The 20,336-nt window shown below is 67.8% G+C and carries 17 protein-coding genes; 8 read left to right on the top strand and 9 right to left on the bottom strand.

What is annotated here, in order from left to right:
* Positions 1–56: 56 nt before the first annotated feature.
* Entirely contained in the window at positions 57–944 is an 888-nt protein-coding gene (locus tag ACQPYH_RS15355) for a TIGR01777 family oxidoreductase (protein WP_432891727.1), read from the top strand.
* 45 nt (positions 945–989) lie between these two features.
* Here the strand turns inward: ACQPYH_RS15355 and ACQPYH_RS15350 are convergent, their stop codons facing one another.
* Complete coding sequence (locus ACQPYH_RS15350; protein WP_432891724.1) at positions 990–2,879, bottom strand: protein kinase domain-containing protein; 1,890 nt, start codon at positions 2,877–2,879, stop codon at positions 990–992.
* Positions 2,880–2,981: 102 nt separating this feature from the next.
* Between ACQPYH_RS15350 and lipB the strand changes: the two genes are divergently transcribed.
* Positions 2,982–3,698 (top strand): lipoyl(octanoyl) transferase LipB, encoded by a 717-nt coding sequence (gene lipB / locus ACQPYH_RS15345; protein ID WP_432891721.1) that lies wholly within the window; start codon positions 2,982–2,984, stop codon positions 3,696–3,698.
* Here the strand turns inward: lipB and ACQPYH_RS15340 are convergent.
* Together ACQPYH_RS15340 and ACQPYH_RS15335 are read right to left on the bottom strand one after the other, a co-directional pair.
* Positions 3,687–5,066, bottom strand: a complete 1,380-nt coding sequence (locus ACQPYH_RS15340; protein ID WP_432891719.1) for a sulfatase family protein — start codon at positions 5,064–5,066, stop codon at positions 3,687–3,689. The genes lipB and ACQPYH_RS15340 overlap by 12 nt on opposite strands.
* A gap of 5 nt (positions 5,067–5,071) precedes the next feature.
* Positions 5,072–6,388 (bottom strand): sulfatase-like hydrolase/transferase, encoded by a 1,317-nt coding sequence (locus tag ACQPYH_RS15335; protein WP_432891716.1) that lies wholly within the window; start codon positions 6,386–6,388, stop codon positions 5,072–5,074.
* Between the two features lie 109 nt (positions 6,389–6,497).
* Here ACQPYH_RS15335 and ACQPYH_RS15330 point away from each other — a divergent pair, with 109 nt between their 5' ends.
* The gene (locus ACQPYH_RS15330) at positions 6,498–7,958 is read left to right on the top strand and encodes a hypothetical protein (protein WP_432891713.1); all 1,461 of its coding nucleotides are present in this window, start codon (positions 6,498–6,500) and stop codon (positions 7,956–7,958) included.
* A 3-nt stretch (positions 7,959–7,961) separates the two neighbouring features.
* Here the strand turns inward: ACQPYH_RS15330 and ACQPYH_RS15325 are convergent, their stop codons facing one another.
* From ACQPYH_RS15325 to ACQPYH_RS15315, 3 genes are all read right to left on the bottom strand, one after another.
* A complete protein-coding gene (locus ACQPYH_RS15325) occupies positions 7,962–8,927 on the bottom strand; it encodes a LysR family transcriptional regulator (protein ID WP_432891710.1) in 966 nt (321 codons plus the stop codon).
* Positions 8,928–9,036: 109 nt separating this feature from the next.
* Positions 9,037–10,215, bottom strand: coding sequence for an ABC transporter permease (locus tag ACQPYH_RS15320; RefSeq protein WP_432891708.1), 1,179 nt, complete (start codon positions 10,213–10,215; stop codon positions 9,037–9,039).
* Positions 10,212–11,093: an ABC transporter ATP-binding protein gene (locus ACQPYH_RS15315; RefSeq protein ID WP_432891705.1), complete on the bottom strand. Its 882-nt coding sequence runs from the start codon at positions 11,091–11,093 to the stop codon at positions 10,212–10,214. Before ACQPYH_RS15315 ends, ACQPYH_RS15320 begins: the two co-directional genes overlap by 4 nt.
* A gap of 197 nt (positions 11,094–11,290) precedes the next feature.
* On the opposite strand from ACQPYH_RS15315, the gene ACQPYH_RS15310 reads away from it, so the two are divergent.
* On the top strand, positions 11,291–12,592 hold the full coding sequence (locus tag ACQPYH_RS15310) for a hypothetical protein (RefSeq protein WP_432891703.1): 1,302 nt from the start codon (positions 11,291–11,293) through the stop codon (positions 12,590–12,592).
* Here the strand turns inward: ACQPYH_RS15310 and ACQPYH_RS15305 are convergent.
* Both ACQPYH_RS15305 and ACQPYH_RS15300 read right to left on the bottom strand, forming a co-directional pair.
* A complete protein-coding gene (locus tag ACQPYH_RS15305; RefSeq protein ID WP_432891700.1) occupies positions 12,589–13,263 on the bottom strand; it encodes a response regulator in 675 nt (224 codons plus the stop codon). The two genes, ACQPYH_RS15310 and ACQPYH_RS15305, sit on opposite strands and share 4 nt — an antisense overlap.
* Positions 13,256–14,566, bottom strand: coding sequence for a sensor histidine kinase (locus ACQPYH_RS15300; protein WP_432891698.1), 1,311 nt, complete (start codon positions 14,564–14,566; stop codon positions 13,256–13,258). Before ACQPYH_RS15300 ends, ACQPYH_RS15305 begins: the two co-directional genes overlap by 8 nt.
* Positions 14,567–14,622: 56 nt before the next feature.
* On the opposite strand from ACQPYH_RS15300, the gene lipA reads away from it, so the two are divergent.
* The 3 genes from lipA to ACQPYH_RS15285 all read left to right on the top strand — a co-directional run bounded on the left by lipA (position 14,623) and on the right by ACQPYH_RS15285 (position 17,653).
* The gene (gene lipA, locus ACQPYH_RS15295) at positions 14,623–15,561 is read left to right on the top strand and encodes a lipoyl synthase (RefSeq protein WP_130446878.1); all 939 of its coding nucleotides are present in this window, start codon (positions 14,623–14,625) and stop codon (positions 15,559–15,561) included.
* 2 nt (positions 15,562–15,563) lie between these two features.
* Positions 15,564–16,259, top strand: a complete 696-nt coding sequence (locus tag ACQPYH_RS15290) for a DUF4191 domain-containing protein (RefSeq protein WP_130446879.1) — start codon at positions 15,564–15,566, stop codon at positions 16,257–16,259.
* Between the two features lie 101 nt (positions 16,260–16,360).
* Complete coding sequence (locus ACQPYH_RS15285; protein WP_432891694.1) at positions 16,361–17,653, top strand: class I SAM-dependent methyltransferase; 1,293 nt, start codon at positions 16,361–16,363, stop codon at positions 17,651–17,653.
* Positions 17,654–17,665: 12 nt separating this feature from the next.
* Here the strand turns inward: ACQPYH_RS15285 and ACQPYH_RS15280 are convergent, their stop codons facing one another.
* Positions 17,666–18,121 carry an RDD family protein gene (locus tag ACQPYH_RS15280; protein ID WP_432891691.1) on the bottom strand — a complete coding sequence of 152 codons (456 nt, stop codon included), beginning with the start codon at positions 18,119–18,121 and terminating at the stop codon, positions 17,666–17,668.
* 190 nt (positions 18,122–18,311) lie between these two features.
* On the opposite strand from ACQPYH_RS15280, the gene glnA reads away from it, so the two are divergent.
* The gene (gene glnA, locus ACQPYH_RS15275; RefSeq protein WP_432891688.1) at positions 18,312–19,736 is read left to right on the top strand and encodes a type I glutamate--ammonia ligase; all 1,425 of its coding nucleotides are present in this window, start codon (positions 18,312–18,314) and stop codon (positions 19,734–19,736) included.
* Positions 19,737–20,336 lie beyond the last annotated feature (600 nt).

Below are 20,336 nucleotides of genomic sequence, written 5' to 3'. Positions count from 1 at the left end.
CGCTTTTGTGTTCAGCGAACTCGACTGTGTTCGAACCAGACAAGGAGCAAAGCGGGATGAAGTACGTGCTGGCCGGGGCATCCGGCTTCCTCGGCAAGGCCCTGACCCGCGACTTGGTTGCCGGCGGCCACCAGGTCCTCCGCCTGGTACGCCGGACGCCGTCCACGCCCGACGAGATCCGCTGGAACCCGGCCGGCGGTGAACTCGACCCCGCCTCCCTCGGCGACCCCGACGTCCTGGTCAACCTGGCCGGCGCGAACATCGGCCGCCCGTGGACCCCGACGTACCGCAACACGATCCGCGAGAGCCGCGTCAGTACGACGTCAACGCTGGCGACGGCTGCGTCGCAGCTCGACCGGCGTCCGGTACTGATCACGCAGAGCGGAGTCGGCGGCTACGGGACGGATCTCGGCGACCGCATCCTGACCGAGGACTCCGAACTCGGCGAGGGCTTCCTCTCCGACGTCGTTCGCCTGTGGGAAGGCGCGCTCGAGCCCGCCCGTGCCGCAGGCAGCCGGGTCGCCGCACTCCGTACCGGCGTCGTACTCGATCGCAAGGCTCCTGCGTTCCAGCTCCTCTCCCTTCCTTTTCGTGTCGGCCTCGGCGGGCGCCTGGGGTCCGGCAGCCAGTACTTCCCCGTCGTCTCGCTGACCGACTGGATCCGAGCCGTCCGCTTCGTCGCCGAGAACGACGCAGTCAGCGGTCCGGTGAACGTCGCTCTCCCTACCCCGGCCACCAACACGGAATTCACCGAGGCGCTCGCTACGGCGCTCAACCGACCGGCGTTCGTGCCGGTCCCGGCCTTCCTGATGAAGGTCGCCTTGGGCGAGTTCGCGTGGGAACTCCTCGGAAGCAAGCGAGCCTTGCCAACTCGTCTCCAATCGGCCGGCTTCCCCTTCCACCACCCGACCGTCACCACCGCCCTCTCCGCTGCGCTGGCCTGACAACCTCCCTCGGTTCTGTTGCTCGGTTCTGTTGCTTGGTGTGGGTCAGGCTTGGGTGATGGCCGTGATTCGCCAGGCCTTGGTGGTTGGGTTGGTTGTCAGCGTGATGAGTTTGGTTGTCGGGGATCCGGGCGGAAGTGGGGTCTTGGCGCCGGTCTGATCGACCGCTTGGCCGGCGGCTAGGTGGTCGGTTGTCTTGAGGGTGACGGTGGTTGGGGTGCGGCGGGTGATTGTGGAGCTGTCGATCTGAACCCGGAGACCTTCCACTCGGATCTGCTGTTCGCGGTAGCTGGACAGAAGCGCATGGTCGGACCGCCAAGGCGAGCTGCCGGGCACATAGATGCGGTCGAGGGCTTCTAAGTCGAGCGTCCAGAACGCTTGAGCCCGCTGGGCGTCGAGCGCTTGAAGAGTCCTCGTCCAGGCAACCGATTGCGTGGAAGAAGTCCGCTCCGCAGCCGCAGACCGCGCAGGCCCCGCCGTCCGCTCGGGGGCCGCCGACTGCAGGCCGTTCGACGGCACGCCGGTCGGTCGCACGCTGGTAGCTTGCGCGCCGGTCGGTTGCGAGCGGGTGGGTTGAGACGGCGCTGTGGTCGGCTCCATGGGCTGCGGCCGCGTGGGGCTGGGCTGGTTCGACGGCGGAACGGCGCAGGTTGGCTCGGCGGGTTGCGACTCGGTGCAGGTTGGCTGCGTGCCCTGTGGGTGCGTGGACTGGGGATGGGCGGGATCTGCTTGGGCGGTCGCGGGTGCGTCCAGGGTCCGGAACGTGACTGTGCCGATGGCGAGCACGACGACAGCACCTAGCCCAACTGCGGCGAGCGTGCCGTACGGCGGGCGTCGCGGTACTCGGCCGACGGCTGCCGCGAGGCGGCTACGTGGCGAGCGCTGGTGGACGCGGCTGGCGGGTACGGCGAGGGGGTCGGGCAGCGGGCGTCGGATGAGGTGTCGGATGGTCGCGAGGAGGGTGTTGTGGGGCGGGTGTGGGAGGCGGCGGAGTGCGCGGTCGCGGCGGGATTTGGTGCGGCGGTTTGGGCGGGTGCGCTTTGGGCCTCCTGTTGGGGTTGAGGACTGTTCGGGGCGCGCGGGCGGGGTGGGGGGTGGTGTGGGCGGCTTGGGTTGAGGGGCGGCTAGTGGGCCTCGGGAAAGGGCGATGGGATCGTCGTCGCCGGGGGTCTCGTCGGAGGTTTTGGGGCGGGGGGCGCTGAGGAGGGCGGAGAGATCCGGGGCGGTGGGCGGGGCGGGAGGCGTGACGGCCGGGTCATCCGGAGTGCCAGTAGGCATCGCGGGCAGATCGCCAGTGGACGCGGCAGATGCAGTTGGGGGGTCGGGGATTGATAGGTCGATGGGGGTGGGGGCGGCTAGGGATAGGAGGTGGCGGGGTAGTGGGGTTTTGGCGAAGAGGGCTGGGGTGAAGACGGTGGGGTCTGCGCCTGCCTGGTGGGACAGGGTGAGTAGCGCGGTTAGGTCGGTGGCTGGTGGCGCGGGGTGGAGGGTTGCGTCGGTGAGGACGGGGCGGCCATCGGCATCTAAGAGGACGTTGTGGGGGGTGATGGCGCCGTGGGTGAGGTGGGAGCGGTGGAGGTAGTTGACGGCCTCGGCGAGAGGTGTGAGGAGGGTCACCAGCTCGCCACGAGATAGGGAGCCGCGGCGGGACAGGAGCGTGGCGAGGCTGCCGGCGGGGACGTACTGGCTGATGACGATCAGGTGTGTTTCGGTCTCGCGGAACTCCATCAGGCGTGCGATGTGCGGGTGGCGGATGCCGGTCAGCAGGCTCAGGTCTTCACGGAGTCTCCTCAGGTCGGGCACGGCGGTGAGCGGGATCTGTTTGAGTACGGCGTTGCGGCCCGACGTACGGTCCCGCACCTGCCAGACGGTGCCGGCCGGTCCGGACCCGAGCTGCCGGCGCAGGCTGTACCCGGTGAAGTCGGCGAGGTCCATGCCAAGAGGATGCACCGATCGCGACATCCGCCGTCGAAGTTATCCACAGGTGCTACCGGGGCTCGGCGGAGCGCGCGGTCGGGGGCGCTTACACTCGATCGGGTGAGGGCTATCAAGTATGTGGAAGCGGGCTTCGGAGCCGACGCGGTGGAGTACGAGACTGCGTGGGCGGAGCAGCGGCGGCTGCATGCGGAGGTTGCCGAGGGCACCGGATCGGACACGGTGATCCTGCTCGAGCACCCGCCGGTCTACACGGCCGGCAAGCGGACCGAGCCTCAGGAGCGGCCGTTCGACGGTACGCCGGTCGTCGACGTGGACCGCGGCGGGAAGATCACGTGGCACGGACCGGGACAGCTCGTGGGGTACCCGATCGTGAAGCTCGCCTCACATGTGTACGTCGTGGACTACGTGCGGCGGCTCGAGGAAGCGCTGATCGCAGTCTGCGCAGACTTCGGGGTGAGGACCGGGCGGGTCAAGGGGCGTAGCGGTGTCTGGGTCGCGGCCGACGAGCGTGGTCGGGAGCGGAAGATCGCCGCGATCGGGATCCGGGTCGCGCAGGGCGTGACGATGCACGGGTTCGCGCTGAACTGCAACAACGACCTGGCCTGGTTCGACCGGATCGTGCCGTGCGGGATCTCGGACGCCGACGTGACGACGCTGTCCAACGAGCTCGGCCGCGAGGTGGCGGTGACCGAGGTGCTGGATTCGGTACGTCGGCATCTCGACGAACTCCTCGCCTGGGAAGAGTACGAGCGCAGCCCGGACATCGAGCACGCAGACGAGGGTCCGACAGCGATCACCTACGGGCTAACCGTCTGAGTGGCCGTTAGCTAGACCCACTTCAGCGCGCCAGGTGGTGTGCAGGTCCTGGAGGCGGGCGACGACGTCCGGATGCTCGGCGTACTGGTTGGTTTGTTCGGCTATGTCGGTGGACAGGTCCGTCAGGGACCAGCCGTTGCCCATGGGTGCGTGTTCGTAGCTCTTCAGGTGCTGGGTGTTGGTGTCGTCGGCGACCCAGCTGAGTTTCCAGGAGCCTGACCGGACAGCCCATTGGAAGCCGCAGTCCCAGTGGAGGGTGTCGTGGGCCGTGGCTGACGTACCGGCCAGGGCAGGGAGAATGTCCAGGCCGTCCGTTTCGGTGACGGTCGCGCCGGCTGCGCCGGCCAGCGTGGGCACCAGGTCCATGCTGCTGACCAAGGCGTCGGTACTGCGGCCCGCGGGCAGCTGAGCCGGCCAGCGCCAGATCATCGGGATGCGGATGCCGCCGTCCCAGAGCGTGTACTTCGTGCCGCGGAGCGGGGCGTTGTCGCCGAAGTTGCAGGTCGATCCGCCGTTGTCGGTGAGGTAAACGACGATGGTGTTCTCGTCGGCCGCGTCGAGGAGGCGACCGATCTCCGCGTCCATCAGCTCGAGCTGAGCGAGGTAGTACTCGCGTCCGTGCGGGAGGTTCGGCACGATCACGTCGTCGTACCACTCCATGAACGCGCCGTCCGTGTCTGGCGACCAGTCCCGGAAAGCAGGCAGGCCGCGCGCCTCCAGCTCGGACTCAGGCAGTTGCCAGCAGAAGTTGTGTACTGCGTTGAACGCGACCATGCAGAAGTACGGGCGCTCGTCCGCAGTACTGATGAAATCGGCTGCCCGTCGGCCGAACTCGGCCGTCAGGAAGCCCTCGTGTTCAACCGGGGTGTCACCCGACAGCAGCGGTTGCACAGCCATGTGGTGCGCCGCCGGCTGCCCGTACGACGTCATCGCGTCCTCTGAGTGGTGCAGGTAGTTCAGGCGCCCGGAGGACTGCCCTGCCAAGCCGTAGAGCGTCTCCTCGAAGCCGTGGTGCGGTGGGCAGGCCCTGTCCCCCACGTCTTCCTTGCCGTAATGCACCTTGCCGAAGTACCCCGTGCGGTACCCCTGGTTCTGCAGGATCTCCGCCAGGCTCGGTACGTCGTCCGGCGGGAAGGCGGCCGAGTCGAACCATTGGCCGCCCCACCGCTGCTGATACAGCCCCGAGATGATCGCGGCGCGGGACGGGCTGCAGATCGGCGCTGTCACGTATGCGTCTGTGCAGGTCACGCCCTCCGCGGCGAGTCGGTCCAGGGAAGGGGTGTGTACGTCGGAGTGCAGTCCGAGGCCACCGCGGTCGGCGTACCCGTGGTCGTCGGAAACGATCAGCAGAATGTTCGGAGCAGGCACCACACTCATCCTCTCGAGGTCGAAGCAGCCAGGCGCTCGGTCTGATCTGTCTTCGCACGTAGATCGGTCGCATCGGGGTCCAGCAGCAATCTCAGCTCGGCGTCCAGGCGTTGCGCCAGAGCTGTGTCGGCGGACAGGTCGTTCTGCTCGAGCGGGTCGGCGTCGAGGTTGAAGACCTGCGGAGGGTTGGCGGGGCCGTAGTAGCAGTACTTCCAGGGGCCGGACTTGAGCATGAAGCCGCCGTCGAGCATGCCTTGGGCGTGGTACTCCGAGAGCACTGGCCGATCCATTGGGTCGAGCAACGAATGGCCTGGCAGAGCAGGATCAGACGCTAGCCCAGCAATGTCTCTGAGGGTTGGCAGTAGGTCGATGAGGCTGACGTTGGCATCAGTGCGGGCAGGCGACTGCGCTGGGTGGTGTAGCAGGAGAGGAATGTGTACTGCGGGCTCGTAGAAGCACTGTTTCTGCCAGATGCCGTGATGACCGGCCATCTCGCCGTGGTCACTGGTGTAGATGACCACTGTGTCGTCCGGGACCGCATCGAGCAGTCGGCCGATCTGGTGGTCCAGGTGACTGATCAGTGCCCAGTAGCAGACCGTTGCCTCCCGGATCTGCTCCTCTGTCAGCGGTTCGTCGTTGCGGAAACCGTGGCGCAGCAACGAGATCACCGGGTGCTGCTCGTCGGCAACAGAGGGCAGTTCGACATCGGCGGCGTCGTACAGCGCACGGAACTCCGGTGGGGCGACCAACGGGAAGTGCGGGTGCATGTAGCCGACGTACAGCAGGAACGGGTTCTCGCCGGGAGCACGCAGGAAGTCCACTGCTGCGTCGGTTGCGGCTATGTCGTGCTGCGTGTGGACGTGGTCGCCTGCGCCTTGTTCGGTGACGTGTGAGTTGGACGGGCGCCGCCAGTCCGGCGTACGACGGGGTGGGCGGCCAGTGTGGTCCAGCCAGAAGTCCAGGTCGTCTGTGAGGCGCTTGTCGAAGCCCAGCAAGCGGTCTGGTCCGTTGAAGTGCGTGCGTCCTGCGATGAGCGAGGTGTAACCGGCCTCGCGCAGATGGTGACCCCAGGTGCGGTACGCCGGGCCGGGGATCACGCCGTTGTCCCAGGCCCCGATCTGATGCACGTACTGCCCTGACATCAGCGAGAGCCGGGAGGGGACGCACATCGGGCTGTTCGTGTACGCGCGGTCGAACGAAACGCCCTGTGCGGCCAGGCGGTCCAGATGCGGCGTCTGTACGTGCGGATGGCCGGCCCACCCGGCTGCGGCCGCGGTGTGCTCGTCGGACAGGACTACGAGGATGTTCGGAGGACGGTCCACGGGGACAGCCTAGGCAAGCGATTGCCGGTGCGCTTGGGGCGGATGTGTCTGGTGTGGCGTACCGAAGTGTCTGCACGGCGTGACGGCCGATCGTCGCTACCTTGGGGTTGTGGCCAAATTTCTTGGGTTCTTGCTCGGCGTAGCCGTTGCTCTGGCCGGACCGGCCGTTTTCGGAGTACTCGCGGCCCCGGGTGGTATCGAGCTGAATGCGAAGGAGCTGGCGCTTGCCTTCGGCATCGGCGCGCTGGTCTTCTGGGCCGTGGTGTCGTACTTCTCCGGCGCCGGCGCGCTGGGGGCGTTCCTCGCCTTCGGCGCGATGATCTACTGCTGGCTCTGGATCCCGAACCGGACCACGAACTTCCTGAACGACGTCCCCGGCGTCACCAACGGGATGATCGACGGGTCGAAGCAGTACACGCTGAACGGCGTCGTACCGATCCTCGCGGTGATCTCTCTGGTGTACGCGATCCAGCTGATCGTCCGCAGTGTGCAGCGGCGTCGGCGCGAGCGCGCCGAGGACGAGCGGCTGCAGCGCGAGCAGGAGGCGGCGCAGGCGCAGCAGGAGGCGGACGTCGCGGCCGTGTACCCGGTTGCCGGGAGCACCTATGCCGAGCCGATCGCGTACGAGAGCCACTCGCGGTACGACGACCTGTTCGACGAGCCCGAGCCGGTGCAGCCGCGGAACCAGGCGGATGACCAGACGCGGCAGTTCCCGGTCGGTGCTGAGTTCGAGCAGACGCGGCAGTTCCCGGAGGCTGATGCTCGGGGCAACTACGTCGGTGACGAGACGGTGGCCGCCCCGATGCAGGAGGACGAATCAGCCGCCGCCGAGGCGCAGGTTGAAGAGCAGGAAGCCCCCGCGCAGGAAGAGCCCGTAGCGGAGGAGACTCAGGCGATGCCGGTCTCGCAGTCCGAGTCGGATGAGGTCGAGACGCCGGAGGCCAAGGCCGAAGAGGCAACTCCGGTCGCGGAGACCAAGCCCGTCGAGGAGACGCAGCCGGTGCCGGTCCCGCCGTCCGAGCCGGACGAGCCGAAGGCGCCGGAGACCAAGGCCGAAGAGGCAACGCCGGTCGCAGAGACCAAGCCCGTCGAGGAGACGCAGCCGGTGCCGGCGGCGCAGCCCAAGCCCGCCGAGGCGAGCGCGCCTGAGGCCAAGGACGCCGAGCCGGTCGAGGAGACGCAGGCGATGCCCGTAGCGGAGACGCAGGCGGTGCCGGTGGCGCAGCCCAAGCCCGCCGAGGCGAGCGCGCCTGAGGCCAAGGACGCCGAGCCGGTCGAGGAGACGCAGGCGATGCCCGTAGCGGAGACGCAGGCGGTGCCGGTGGCGCAGCCCAAGCCCGCCGAGGCGAAGTCGGTGGAGCCGAAGGCGGAAGAGGCCAAGCCGGTCGAGCAGCCCAAGCCGCAGGCCCAGGTCGAGCAGCCCGAGCCGCAGGCCCAGCAGCCCAAGGCGGAGAGGCGGGTGGCTCCTAAGGAGCAGGTGGGGTCGCAGTACCGGGAGCGGATGGAGGACCCCGAGGACACCGGGGAGTTTCACCTGGCGTTCGAGAATCCGGTGGTCAAGCCCGCCTAGTGCTCAGGCGACATGCATGCGTTGGTGGGCGCCTCGGCGGGCGTGTTCGGTGATCGCCTCGTCGTAAGCGGCGCTGGCCATGCCGAGGACGTCGCCGGACATCTGGGCGCGCGGTGACTCCGTGCTCCACGCGAGCACCAGCTTCCTGTGGATCGGATCGCCCACCAACGTGCGCGTCGTGACATCCGACGACAACATCCGGTACGACGTGGGCGAGATCAGCGCCACGCCCTGACCGCTCGTCACGAAGCCCATCAGCACCGACGTGTCGACCGAGTGGTGCTCGACCTTCGGCTGGAAGCCGGCCGCCTCGCAGGCCGCGCGGAACAGCACATGGAACCCGCTGTCGTCCGGCGGCTCCCCGATCCATTCCTCCTCCGACAACAAACCCAGCTCGATCTCGCCGCGCGTCCGGGTCGACTCCGCGACCGGGTGATCGGCCGAGAGTGCGACGTACGCCGACTCCGACTCGACGACCGTGGTGGACTCGACCCCCGTCGGCAGCCGCAGCTCGAACCCCGGGAACTCACGGAGCAGGGCAAAATCCAGCCGCCCGCTCTCCAGCTGCTGCAGCAGCACACTGGTGGACCACTCGACCTCGATGCTGACTTGCTCGATCTCGCCGTGCGAGCGCAGCCGGGACGCGATCCCGGACATCGGCGCGGTCGGGAATCCACCGAGCCGTACCGCGGACGACTCGACCGCGGTCATCGCGGACACCGTCGCGGACAGGTGGTCGACGTCGACCAGAATCGCTCGCGCGCGATCCACGGCGTACCGGCCAAGAGGTGTCGGGGTGACCCCGGTGCGGGAGCGTTCGAACAGCTCCCCGCCGAACGCGGCCTCGATCCGCTTCAGCTGCGCGGTCAGGCTCGGTTGGCTGACCTTGAGCCAGCGGGCGGCCCGACCGACGGACCCCGCTTCTGCCACCAGGACCACCACCCGCAGGTGGCGCAGCTCGACGTTCATGCGTTGTGACCGTAGTCCAGGTGTAGGCACAGCACACAGGTACCCAACATTGCGGTTTCGTCACAGCCAGGCCCGGAGCTGTAACGCCAGGCCTGGCTGTAACGATGTGCTACGAAGTTTCGAGGGCCAGGGCTTCGCGGTAACCGAGCCGGCGGCCCGTCTGCAGCAACGTCCGCTCGTACAGCCGCGCGCCCAGCCGGACGATCAGCACGGTCGCGCCGAGCAGCAGCGCGATCGCGACCAGCGGCTGCCAGATCGGCACGTCCTCGGTCAGCATCCGGCCCGGCATCGACATCGACGACGCGATCGGCACGAACGACGCCACCGTCTTGGCCGACGACCCCGCGAACACCGAGAAGAAGAACGGGATCATCAGGATCATCTGTCCCGGCAGCGTGGTCGACCCGAGGTCCTCCTGCCGCGTGGCCAGCGAACCCGCGACCGCCCACAGCCCGGCCAGCGCAACGAATCCGAGCACGAAGAACACCACGAACCATCCGGCCACCGGCGCGACCACCTCGAGGATGTCGGCCTGATCAGTGGCCAGCAGCCCGATCAGCGACGCGGCCGCGATCACCACGATCTGCGACAGCGCCAGCACGGTGTTGCCGAGCACCTTGCCCCACAGCAGAGACCGGATCGGCACCGCCGCGGCCAGGATCTCGACGACCCGGCTCTCCTTCTCCTGTACGACGCTCTGCGCGATCATCATGCCGAAGCCGAGCGCGGTCATGTAGAACACCAGCGCGAGCCCGATGTTGACGAAATCCGACACGAGCTCCGGCAACGGCCCCGGCTTCAGCAGCTGTACGTCGACCTTCGTACCCGCGCGCAACTCCGAAGGAGTCAACCCTGCCTTCGAGGCGTTCGTCTCCATGCCGACACTCGCGGCCGCCTCGCGCAGCGCGCTCTCGATCCCCGTGTCGACGCGATCCTTGCCGAGGACGACGTACCCGTTGTCGCCGGGCAGCAGCGCGGCTTTGACGTCGCCATCAGTTACCTGCTTCTCGGCCGCCGGGCGGTCGGCAACCCGGACCACCTCGTACCCATCGCCGCCCGCAGTGGTCGACGCCTGCTGGACCACCTTCGCGGCCGCGTCGTCGACGACCGCGATCTTGTCCGCGCCGCCCCGGCCCGCGAGGATCGCCGGCAGGATCACCGCGACCATCACGATGAACAGCATCACCAGGGTCGAGCCGATGAAGGTCTTGTCCCGCAGCTTGGTGCTGATCTCGCGCTCGGCAATCAGCGCCCAAGGCCTGTCCATGGGGTTCGTCGGCACGTTCATCGAGTCGCCTCCCGGAAGACGTCGCTGAGCGCCACCCGCTCCGGCCCGAACTGCCGGACCGGCCCGCGGCTGAGCGCCTCTTGAAGGATCTTTTGCTCGACGGCACCGTCCAGTACGTCGAAGAGCGCCGTACCGCCGGCCACATCCCGTACCTCGATGCCCCGCACGTCGCGCAACCAGCCCGCGTCCCCGTCAACCACCAGCCGGTACGTCGTCGTCGAGCCAGCCGAGAGATCCGCGACCGAACCGGCGGCGACTACCTTGCCGCGGGACAGTACGACGAGGTCGTCGCACAGCCGCTCGACCAGGTCGAGCTGATGACTCGAGAACAGCACCGGCACGTCGGCCGTAACCTCCTCGCGGAGCAGGTCCACCATCGCGTCGACCGCGAGCGGGTCGAGCCCGCTGAACGGCTCGTCGAGCACCAGTGCGATCGGTTCGTGCACCAGCGCGGCCGCGATCTGGACCCGCTGCTGGTTGCCCAGCGACAGCGTCTCCAGCGCGTCAGTCGCCCGCTCAGCGAGCCCGAGCCGTTCGAGCAGCTTGTCGGTCCGTTCCAAGGCCTTGTCCGGCGAGAGCCCGTGCAGCCGGCCGAAGAACACCAGCTGGTCGCGGATCTTCATCTTCGGGTACAGCCCGCGTTCCTCGGGCATGTACCCGACGTCGCGCCGTACCTCCTGGGTCAGCAGCTCGCCGTTCCAGCGCACCTCGCCGGCGTTCGCGGCCAGGACGCCGAGAATGATCCGCATCGTCGTCGTCTTACCGGCACCGTTGGCCCCGACGAATCCGGTCATCCGTCCAGGTACGACGTCGAAGGTCACGTCGTCCAGCGCCAGATGATCACCGAACCGCCGGGTGAGCCCAGCCACCCTCAGCATGTGTCACCGTCTCCTACAGGTCAGCCCCCGCCGGGCGTGCACCCGACACTGACAAACCTAGTGAGGACATGCCTCCCGGTACGTCGCCCGCGAGGGTGATCGCCGCCGTCATCCGCGCGATGGACCCGGGCGGACCGCACACGATCAGCGACGTTCAGATTGCCGAGCGCACCGCCCGAATCCGTAGCATGACCACCGTGAGACTTCTCCGTGGGTGGCTTCGCAGTATTCGCGCGGTACTTTCGGACGAGAACGTCGATCTGTGGCTGCTGACCGCCACGGCTGGGGTGTTCACGGTTCTCGGAATCGTGAGCGTGGTCAGCATCAGCGTGCTGAGCGCAGCCATCCTGGCGCTGCTGGCCGCACTGGCGTTCTCCCAGATCCGCTCTCGGAAGCTCGTCGACGAGATCGCAAAGGCTCAACGAAACGGCTCCTCGGTTCAGCTGGAGACGACCTTCCGCCCCGAGTTGGCGCATGCCAGGACAGAGGCCAACGACGTACTGCTGATCGGCATGGCGATGGCTCGCACGATTCAGGGCTCCCGAGACGAGTTCTACCGTTCACTCGTCCGCGGCGCCCGGTTGAGAGTTCTCCTGATCGACCCGACCGACGAGCGCATCGTCGCCGAGGCTGCAAAGCACCGGTCACCGGGCCGCTCTGCTCTGCTTGCACAGCGAGTTCGGGGCACTCTCGACGAGTTGGTAGAGCTGAAGCAAAGCACGGGCGGCAACCTCGAAATCCGAGTGGCACAGTTCGTTCCCGCAATCGGTGTGAACCTACTCCGTGGGTCCGGTTCGGCCACATTGGCGGTGCAGCATGCGGAGTTCAAGCCAAGCGGCGAGCCTGGTCCGATCCTGCATCTGAGTCCAGCCGACGGTCCTTGGTTCACGCGGTACGAGCAGCAGGCAGAGCGGATGTGGACGACCGGAACGCCATGGCCGCCGTCCCTCGAGCACCGCCTCAGATCATCGATCCGGCCTCAGTTCACCGAGCAGTTCGGGCCAGAGTTCCTAGACGCGATGAGGTCCGCCGACGACCTCTTCATCACCGGAATCATTCGAAATACGCTGCTGACCGCCAACTACGGGATGTTCGAGGAACGACTCAACGCGGGGTGCCGGATCCGGGTGCTGCTGATGGCGCCGGATGCGCGCACCCTCGACATCGCCGCCGAACGGTACTACGCCGGGCGCGAGACAAGGTCGGCCGCGGGTCGTATCGAGCACTCGGTCCGCCTCCTCGAGGCGCTGGCGGCGTCAACCAAAGGACAACTACAGGTCAGGCTGACATCGCATCCGATGGCGGCCGGGGTCGTCGGCGTGAATTTGCACCCGGATGGCGCCGACGACCCCGGCGTGCTGTTTGTTGAGTACTACACGTATCAGGAGCCCGGCGAGCCGAAATTTGTGCTCCAGGCGGGCGACATCGGATTCGACCAGTTCCGTGGCGAAGCTGAGCGACTCTGGGAAACCGCCACCTCGTTGCACGACGGTGCCTAGGCGGAGGTGTCGTCCCCCGGGGTGACCAGGCCGCACTCGTAGGCGAAGACGACGGCCTGGACGCGGTCGCGTAGGCCGAGCTTGAGGAGGACGCGGGAGACGTGGGTCTTGACGGTGGCCTCGCCGACGAAGAGCTGGGTGGCGATCTCGGTGTTGGTGAGGCCGCGGGCGATCAGGCCGAGGACCTCGCGTTCGCGCTCGGTGAGCTCGGCGAGGAGGTCCGGCCGGTACACGCGCTCGCCGCCACCGGTGAATCGCTTGATGACGCGGCGGGTCACCTCGGGTGCGAGCAGCGCGTGCCCCGAGTGGACGATCTGGATCGCCTCGACCAGGTCCTCGGGCGCAGTGTTCTTGAGCAGGAAGCCGCTCGCTCCGGCCCCGAGCGACTCGAAGAGGTAGTCGTCGCGGTCGAAGGTCGTGAGGATGACCACCTTCCCGGCGTCCTCCGACACGATCCGCTGGGTCGCTGTGATCCCGTCCATGCCGGGCATCTGGACATCCATCAGTACGACGTCGGGCCGCAACGCCAGCGCCAGCTCGATCGCCTTCTCGCCGTCGGCCGCCTCCCCGACGACCTTGATGTCCGGCTCGACCGACAGGATCATCCGGAACCCGGCGCGGACCAGATCCTGGTCGTCCACCAGCAGGACCCGCATCGGGTCGTCAGCCATCGAGCCCTCCAGACGGTCGATCCAGCACGGGTTGGTCCAGCATCGGGTGATCCAGCGGGATGCGGACCCGGACCCGGAATCCTCCCACGGGCCGAGGGCCGATCTCGCTCTCGCCGCCGAGCAGGCCGACCCGTTCCCGGATCCCGACATGGCCGAGCCGGCTGCCGACCGGCGCGTGCTTCGGGCGGCCGTCGTCGAGTACTTCGAGCTCGACCGTGTCACCGAGATAACGCAGCGTGAGATGTGCACTCCGCGCCGTCGAGTGCTTCCGGACGTTCGCCAGCGCCTCCTGGGCGATCCGGTACACCGACACGGACACGGTCTTCGGCAGCTCGGCCGGCGCACCGATCTGGTGGAAACCGACCTCGAGACCCTGGCCGTTCACCTCCGAGATCAGCGCGGGCAGCCGGTCGGCCCCGGCTTGCGGCGCCTTCGGGTCCGGCGCGGTGACATCGACGTCGGGATCCGCCGCGCGGAGCATGCCGAGCAGTTGGCGCATCTCGTTCACGGCGCTCCGGCTGGACTCCTCGATCACGTTCAGCGCGTTCTTCGCGGCGTCCGGGTCGGCGTCCATCACCCGCCGGGCTCCCCCGGCCTGGACGCCGATGCTGCTGATGTGATGCGCGACGACGTCGTGCAGCTCCCGTGAGATGCGCAGCCGCTCGTCGATCACCGCACGCCGCGAGTTCGCCTCCTGCTGTGCGGCCAGCTCGGTCGCCTGCTGCTCCAGCTCGGCCCGCTGCCGGGCGGTCCCCCACGCCGTACGGCCCCAGAAGTACGCGCCGAAGAAGTAGAGGACGTTCAACGCGACGGCGAGCACCACATTCGAGACGTACGGCGAGAACAGCGCGTGGTTCGGCCCTTCGATCGCGTTGTTCTGCAGCGCCTTGACGAAGTTGATCGTCAGCCAGCCGAACATCGCCAGGAAAACGACCGCGACCGCCGCCTTCATCAGCCGCCGGTCGCGGGACCAGGCCACCGCCGCGTAGATCGCCATGAACATCGTCGCCTGGGTCACCAGGTTGCCGCCGAAGGCGAACAGCGCCCGCTCACCGTTGACCACGAACAGCACCGCGACCACCAGGACCACCGGGATCGGCCACCGGCGCCGGAAGCACATCGGCAGGGCGATCGCCGCGCTCAGCACGTACGGCTCAACTCCGCCGATACCGAGGTTGACGTGCGTCGGCGAGCCGCCGCGGGCAAGCTCGGTGCCGAGCAGGGACGCCAGCGCCATCCCGAGTCCCAGGAGTACGTCGTACCGCTGCTCCCGGGGTGTTGGCGCCGGCCTCGTCCATGACATAGCTCATGAGCGTACGGGTGAAACGCTGGTGAGCGGGGACGCGTACCCTTGGGGACGTGACCATCGCCCCAGAAGGACGGAAACTGCTCAGGCTCGAGGTGCGCAACGCGGAGACCCCGATCGAGCGCAAACCCGAGTGGATCAAGACCCGCGCCAAGATGGGCCCGGAGTACCAGGCGCTGCAGAAGCTCGTGAAATCCGAGGGACTGCACACGGTGTGCCAGGAAGCCGGCTGCCCGAACATCTTCGAGTGCTGGGAGGACCGCGAGGCGACCTTCCTCATCGGCGGTGACCAGTGCACGCGGCGCTGTGACTTCTGCCAGATCGACACCGGCAAGCCGGAGGAGCTGGACCGCGACGAGCCGCGCCGCGTGGCCGAGTCGGTCCGGACCATGGGCCTGCGCTACGCGACCGTGACCGGCGTCGCCCGCGACGACCTGGACGACGGCGGCGCCTGGCTGTACGCCGAGACGATCCGCCAGATCCACGAGCTCAACCCGGGCACCGGTGTCGAGATGCTCGCGCCCGACTTCAACGCCGTACCCGAGCAGCTGGCCGAGGTGTTCTCCTCCCGGCCCGAGGTGTTCGCGCACAACGTCGAGACCGTGCCGCGGATCTTCCGCCGGATCCGGCCCGGCTTCCGCTACGAGCGGTCGCTGGACGTCATCACCCAGGCCCGCGACTACGGCCTGGTCACCAAGTCGAACCTGATCCTCGGCATGGGCGAGACCCGCGACGAGGTCAGCCAGGCACTGAAGGACCTGCACGCGGCGGGCTGCGAGATCATCACGATCACGCAGTACCTGCGTCCCTCGGTGCGGCACCACCCGGTCGAACGCTGGGTCAAGCCCGAGGAGTTCGTCGAGCTGGACGCCGAGGCGCAGGAGATCGGTTTCGCCGGAGTCATGTCCGGGCCGCTTGTGCGTTCGTCGTACCGGGCCGGTCGGCTGTACCGTCAGGCCGTTGAGTCACGTATGAAGAACCAGGACAGGTAGACATGGCCAAGAACGACGCGCCCGAAGAGAAGACCAGCCGGCTCAAGCAGATCGTCTCGGCGTACAAGCTGACCCAGAAGTCCGACCCGACGGTCGGGCTGGTGCTCGCCGGGATCTTCCTCGGCATCGTCGGGCTGGCCGTGCTGGGCGGTTTCCTGGTCGGCCCGCTGCTGATCTGGATCCCGCTCGGTGTCGCGCTCGGCTTCCTGGCCGCGACGCTCGTGTTCGGCCGCAAGGTCGAGAAGGCGGCGTACAGCCAGATCGAGGGGCAGGCCGGTGCGGCCGCCTCTGCGCTGCAGACGCTGCGCCGCGGCTGGAACGTGACGCCCGCGATCGCGGTCACCAAGAACGCCGACATCGTCCACCGTGTGGTCGGACGGCCGGGCATCGTCCTGGTCGGCGAGGGTCAGGCGAGCCGGGTGAAGAACCTGCTGACGGCCGAGGCCAAGAAGCACAACCGGGTCGCCGGCGGCGCGCCGGTGACGCAGGTCATCGCCGGTCAGGGCGAGGGCGAGATCGACATCCGCAAGCTGACCAAGTACGTCATGAAGCTGCCGGCGGTGATGCAGCCGTCGGAGATCACCGACCTGCTGCAGCGGCTGAAGGCGCTGGACGCGGTCCGGCCGCAGGTGCCGATGCCGAAGGGGCCGGTGCCGAGCAGCCTGAAGGGCGCCCGCCAGGCGATGCGGGGACGGTAACCAAGCGGCATGCTCGACAGTTGATCTGTTCAGACATGCGCCGTGGGGAGGCTGGGAGCCCTTAGGGTGCGACCAGGACGGATTACAGGGGAACAGCTGACATGACGGATCTGATGCCGCCAGTGCGCCGACGTGTGCACCAACCGGTGGCCGAGACGTGGCCGACCTTGGCGCGACCACGCTCGAATCCGGTCCGGAGGTACGGCGCGGCGACCGCGATCAAGCTGATCGCCAAGGACCTGCCCGCCACCATCCACCTCGACAGCAACCGCTCGTACGGTCTCGGCGGCCCCGCGATGCGGGTGCACCGGACGTTGCCGTTCCTGGACCGGCTCGGGCACGACGCCGGGTCAGGGTTCGGCGAGGCGTTCCTGGCCGGCGACTGGGACCCGGAGCCGGGCACCGACCTGGCCGATCTGCTGGTCCCGTTCGCGGAGCGGTTCAGCAATGATGAGACCCGGCACCTGCTGCCGAAGTGGGCGCAGTCACTGCGCTGGCTGGTCACCCGCTCCCAGCCGGGTGACCAGGAGAACGACCGGGCCGGCGCGCGCGAGAACATCAGCCGCCACTACGACCTGAGCAACGCGATGTTCGGCGAGTTCCTCGATCCGACCCTGACGTACTCCGCGGCGTACTTCGGTGACGCTGCTCACAGCGACCTGGCCACAGCGTCGTACGACGAGCTGACCGCGGCCCAGCTGCGCAAGCTCGACTCGATCCTCGACGCGGCCGGGATTCAGTCCGGGTCGCGCGTGCTCGACATCGGGTGCGGCTGGGCGAGTCTCGCGATCCGGGCAGCTCAGCGGGGCGCGTGGGTGACGGCGATCACGATCGCTTCGCAGCAAGCGTTGCTGGCGCAGCGCAGGATCGCGGATGCGGGTGTCGGCGACCGGGTGCAGGTCGCATTGCGGGACTACCGCGACCAGATCGGCGAGTTCGACGCCGTGCTGAGTGTGGAGATGATCGAGGCGGTCGGCGAGAAGTACTGGCCGGTGTACTTCGAGGCGATCGAGCGGCGGCTCGCGCCGGGCGGCGTCGGCGTCGTACAGGCGATCGTGATGCCGCACGAGCGCATGCTCGCGACCCGGAACACGTTCACCTGGGTGCAGAAATACATCTTCCCGGGCGGCCTGATCCCTTCGATCAAGGTGATCGAGGACGTCACCGCACAGCACACCGGGCTGCGGGCGGACGTCGTACGGCACCTCGGCGCGGACTACGCGCGCACGCTGCGAGTCTGGCGGAACCGCTTCATCGAGCGCTGGCCGGAGATCTCCGCGCTCGGGTTCGACGACACGTTCGGGCGGATGTGGGAGTTCTACCTCGCGTACTCCGAGGCCGGCTTCCGCACCGGGTACCTCGACGACGTACAACTGCGGCTCACGCGCCGCTGACTCGCCGCCTGATCAGCGCCGTACGACGACCGTCTTCGCGGCGAGGTCGTGCAGGCCGCGGTGGTCACGGTCGAAGATCACCGCCGGGATCAGCAGGCAGATCAGGAACGACCTGGTCACTCCCCCGAGCAGCCCGACCTGCTGGACGTCCTTGTTCTTCAGGTTGAGCACGCGCAGGCCGCACAGCCGGTGACCGATGGTGCCGCCGGCCAGGCCGGTCAGGATCGCCGTCACCAGGAAGAAGATCGCCAGGTGTGACGTGTTGTAGTCATTGCCGCCTCCCCACATCGGCTTGCCGACCACGACCGACGCGATCAGACCGGCGATCAGCCAGTCCACCAGCAGGGCCAGCAGCCGGCGGCCCCAGCCCGCCACCGAGCCCGCACCCTCCTCGGGCAGACCCAGCCGGCTCCCCGGAAAACGGTATTCTTCGGTGGGTCCTGTGCCCGGCTGCGCCGACGATGCCATGATGACTAGCCTACGGACCAGCCCCTGGGCCGCTTCAGGCGGACCGTAAGATCTCAGGGCGTAAGCGCCGTACACCAGTGGGTCAGCGCGGACACGCTGGGCGTAACATCCGCGAAACATCGGGGTCACGACGGAGAAACCGGCGGGCCCTACGTTCAGATGCAATCTCTGAGCCACCCTAGGAGTACGTATGTTTTCCAGCGCTGAGGAGCTGCTCGCCTACGTCAAGGACGAGGGCATCGAGATCATCGATGTCCGGTTCTCCGACCTGCCGGGCATCATGCAGCACTTCACCGTCCCGGTGTCGTCGTTCGGGCCCGAGGTCTTCGAAGAGGGCCTGATGTTCGACGGTTCGTCGGTGCGCGGGTTCCAGCAGATCCACGAATCGGACATGAAGCTGCTGCCCGACCCCACCACGGCCTTCCTCGACACGTTCCGCGGGGCGAAGACGCTGGCCATCAACTTCTTCGTGCACGACCCGCTGACCGGCGAGGCGTACTCGCGTGACCCGCGCAACATCGCGCGGAAGGCGCAGGAGTACCTGAAGTCGACCGGTATCGCGGACACCGCGTTCTTCGCGCCCGAGGCCGAGTTCTACGTCTTCGACGACGTCCGGTTCGAGACCAAGGCGAACGCGGCCCACTACTCGATCGACTCCGTCGCCGGCGCCTGGAACACCGGCCGGGTCGAGGACGGCGGCAACCGCGGCTACAAGGTCCGCTACAAGGGCGGCTACTTCCCGGTCGCGCCGACCGACCACTTCGGCGAGCTGCGGGACGACATCACGATCGCGCTGGAGAAGGCCGGTCTGGTCGTCGAGCGGGCGCACCACGAGGTCGGCACCGCGGGTCAGGCGGAGATCAACTTCCGCTTCGACGAGCTGCTGAAGACCGCGGACAACCTGATGAAGTTCAAGTACATCGTCAAGAACACCGCGTGGGCGGCCGGCAAGACCGCGACCTTCATGCCGAAGCCGATCTTCGGCGACAACGGCTCGGGCATGCACGTCCACCAGTCGCTGTTCTCCAACGGTGACGCGCTGTTCTACGACGAGTCCGGGTACGGCGGCCTGTCCGACATCGCCCGCTGGTACATCGGCGGCCTGCTCAAGCACGCCCCGTCGCTGCTGGCCTTCACCAACCCGACGGTGAACTCGTACCACCGCCTGGTGCCGGGCTTCGAGGCGCCGGTCAACCTGGTCTACTCGCAGCGCAACCGCTCGGCCTGCATCCGGATCCCGATCACCGGATCGAACCCGAAGGCGAAGCGGATCGAGTTCCGCTGCCCCGACCCGTCGGCGAACCCGTACCTGGCCTTCTCGGCCCAGCTGCTGGCCGGCCTGGACGGCATCCGCAACAAGATCGAGCCGGCCGACCCGGTCGACAAGGACCTGTACGAGCTGCCGCCGGAGGAGCACGCGGGCATCCCGCAGGTCCCGACCTCGCTGCCGGCCGTGATCGATTCCCTCGAGGCCGACCACGCCTTCCTCCTCGAGGGCGACGTCTTCACGTCCGACCTGATCGAGACCTGGATCGACCTCAAGCGCGAGCAGGAAATCGCCCCGATCCAGCTCCGCCCCCACCCACACGAGTTCGAGCTGTACTACGACGTCTGATCGGCGATAGGCCGCTGACCTGCGGGAACGTCGTCATGACTCCCCCGCGTTCCGTGGCTGTTCCGTGAGACCCCCGACCCGTGCCGCCAGCACAGCACCAACGGCGGCACGGGTCGGCTCATCTGCGTCCGGCCAGAGGTGCGAATAGGTATCGAGCGTCGTCTTCGCAGACGCGTGCCCGGACCGATCGGCTACACCGGCGCTCTCGATGCGGTCGGTGAAGGGCCACCGGACGACGACTACGGACGGTTGTTCGGCTAGGCCAACAGAGCGGCGTACGCCGAGTTCAGCGGGCCATGGGTGTCAGGCGGGTAGGTCAATGGTCCGTGCCCGAACTCGGCGTACGCCAACTCAACGAAGTAGTTGCTAAGGGCGACAAAATCTGGACCCCCGGCGACCCCCGCGCCAGTCGCCTTCTCTCCCCGAGCGTTCTGAGTCGCGTCAACGAAGCGGTAGGTGGGTGCGGCTACTCCAGACCGATGCCGCGACGCTTTGCCTTGACTTTCTTGCCGGATGCAAGGCTCACGACGGCGCGCACGTCGCGGTAGTGAACGCCACGCTGCGCGCACTGGTGCTTGACCTCGTCGGTCTCGACGAACC

The sequence above is a fragment of the Kribbella sp. CA-245084 genome (assembly GCF_050942355.1).
Taxonomy (GTDB): domain Bacteria; phylum Actinomycetota; class Actinomycetes; order Propionibacteriales; family Kribbellaceae; genus Kribbella.
Note: the sequence above shows the minus strand (reverse complement) of the source record. Positions and strands in the feature narration are given on the sequence as shown.

Coding starts and splice junctions, on each gene's coding strand:
- ACQPYH_RS15350 (WP_432891724.1), bottom strand. CDS start 2,879: ATGGACCTCGCCGACTTCACCGGGTACAGCCTGCGCCGGCAGCTCGGG.
- glnA (WP_432891688.1), top strand. CDS start 18,312: ATGTTTTCCAGCGCTGAGGAGCTGCTCGCCTACGTCAAGGACGAGGGC.
- ACQPYH_RS15325 (WP_432891710.1), bottom strand. CDS start 8,927: ATGAACGTCGAGCTGCGCCACCTGCGGGTGGTGGTCCTGGTGGCAGAA.
- ACQPYH_RS15300 (WP_432891698.1), bottom strand. CDS start 14,566: ATGTCATGGACGAGGCCGGCGCCAACACCCCGGGAGCAGCGGTACGAC.
- ACQPYH_RS15280 (WP_432891691.1), bottom strand. CDS start 18,121: ATGGCATCGTCGGCGCAGCCGGGCACAGGACCCACCGAAGAATACCGT.
- ACQPYH_RS15315 (WP_432891705.1), bottom strand. CDS start 11,093: ATGCTGAGGGTGGCTGGGCTCACCCGGCGGTTCGGTGATCATCTGGCG.
- ACQPYH_RS15290 (WP_130446879.1), top strand. CDS start 15,564: ATGGCCAAGAACGACGCGCCCGAAGAGAAGACCAGCCGGCTCAAGCAG.
- ACQPYH_RS15305 (WP_432891700.1), bottom strand. CDS start 13,263: ATGGCTGACGACCCGATGCGGGTCCTGCTGGTGGACGACCAGGATCTG.
- ACQPYH_RS15285 (WP_432891694.1), top strand. CDS start 16,361: ATGACGGATCTGATGCCGCCAGTGCGCCGACGTGTGCACCAACCGGTG.
- ACQPYH_RS15355 (WP_432891727.1), top strand. CDS start 57: ATGAAGTACGTGCTGGCCGGGGCATCCGGCTTCCTCGGCAAGGCCCTG.
- ACQPYH_RS15320 (WP_432891708.1), bottom strand. CDS start 10,215: ATGAACGTGCCGACGAACCCCATGGACAGGCCTTGGGCGCTGATTGCC.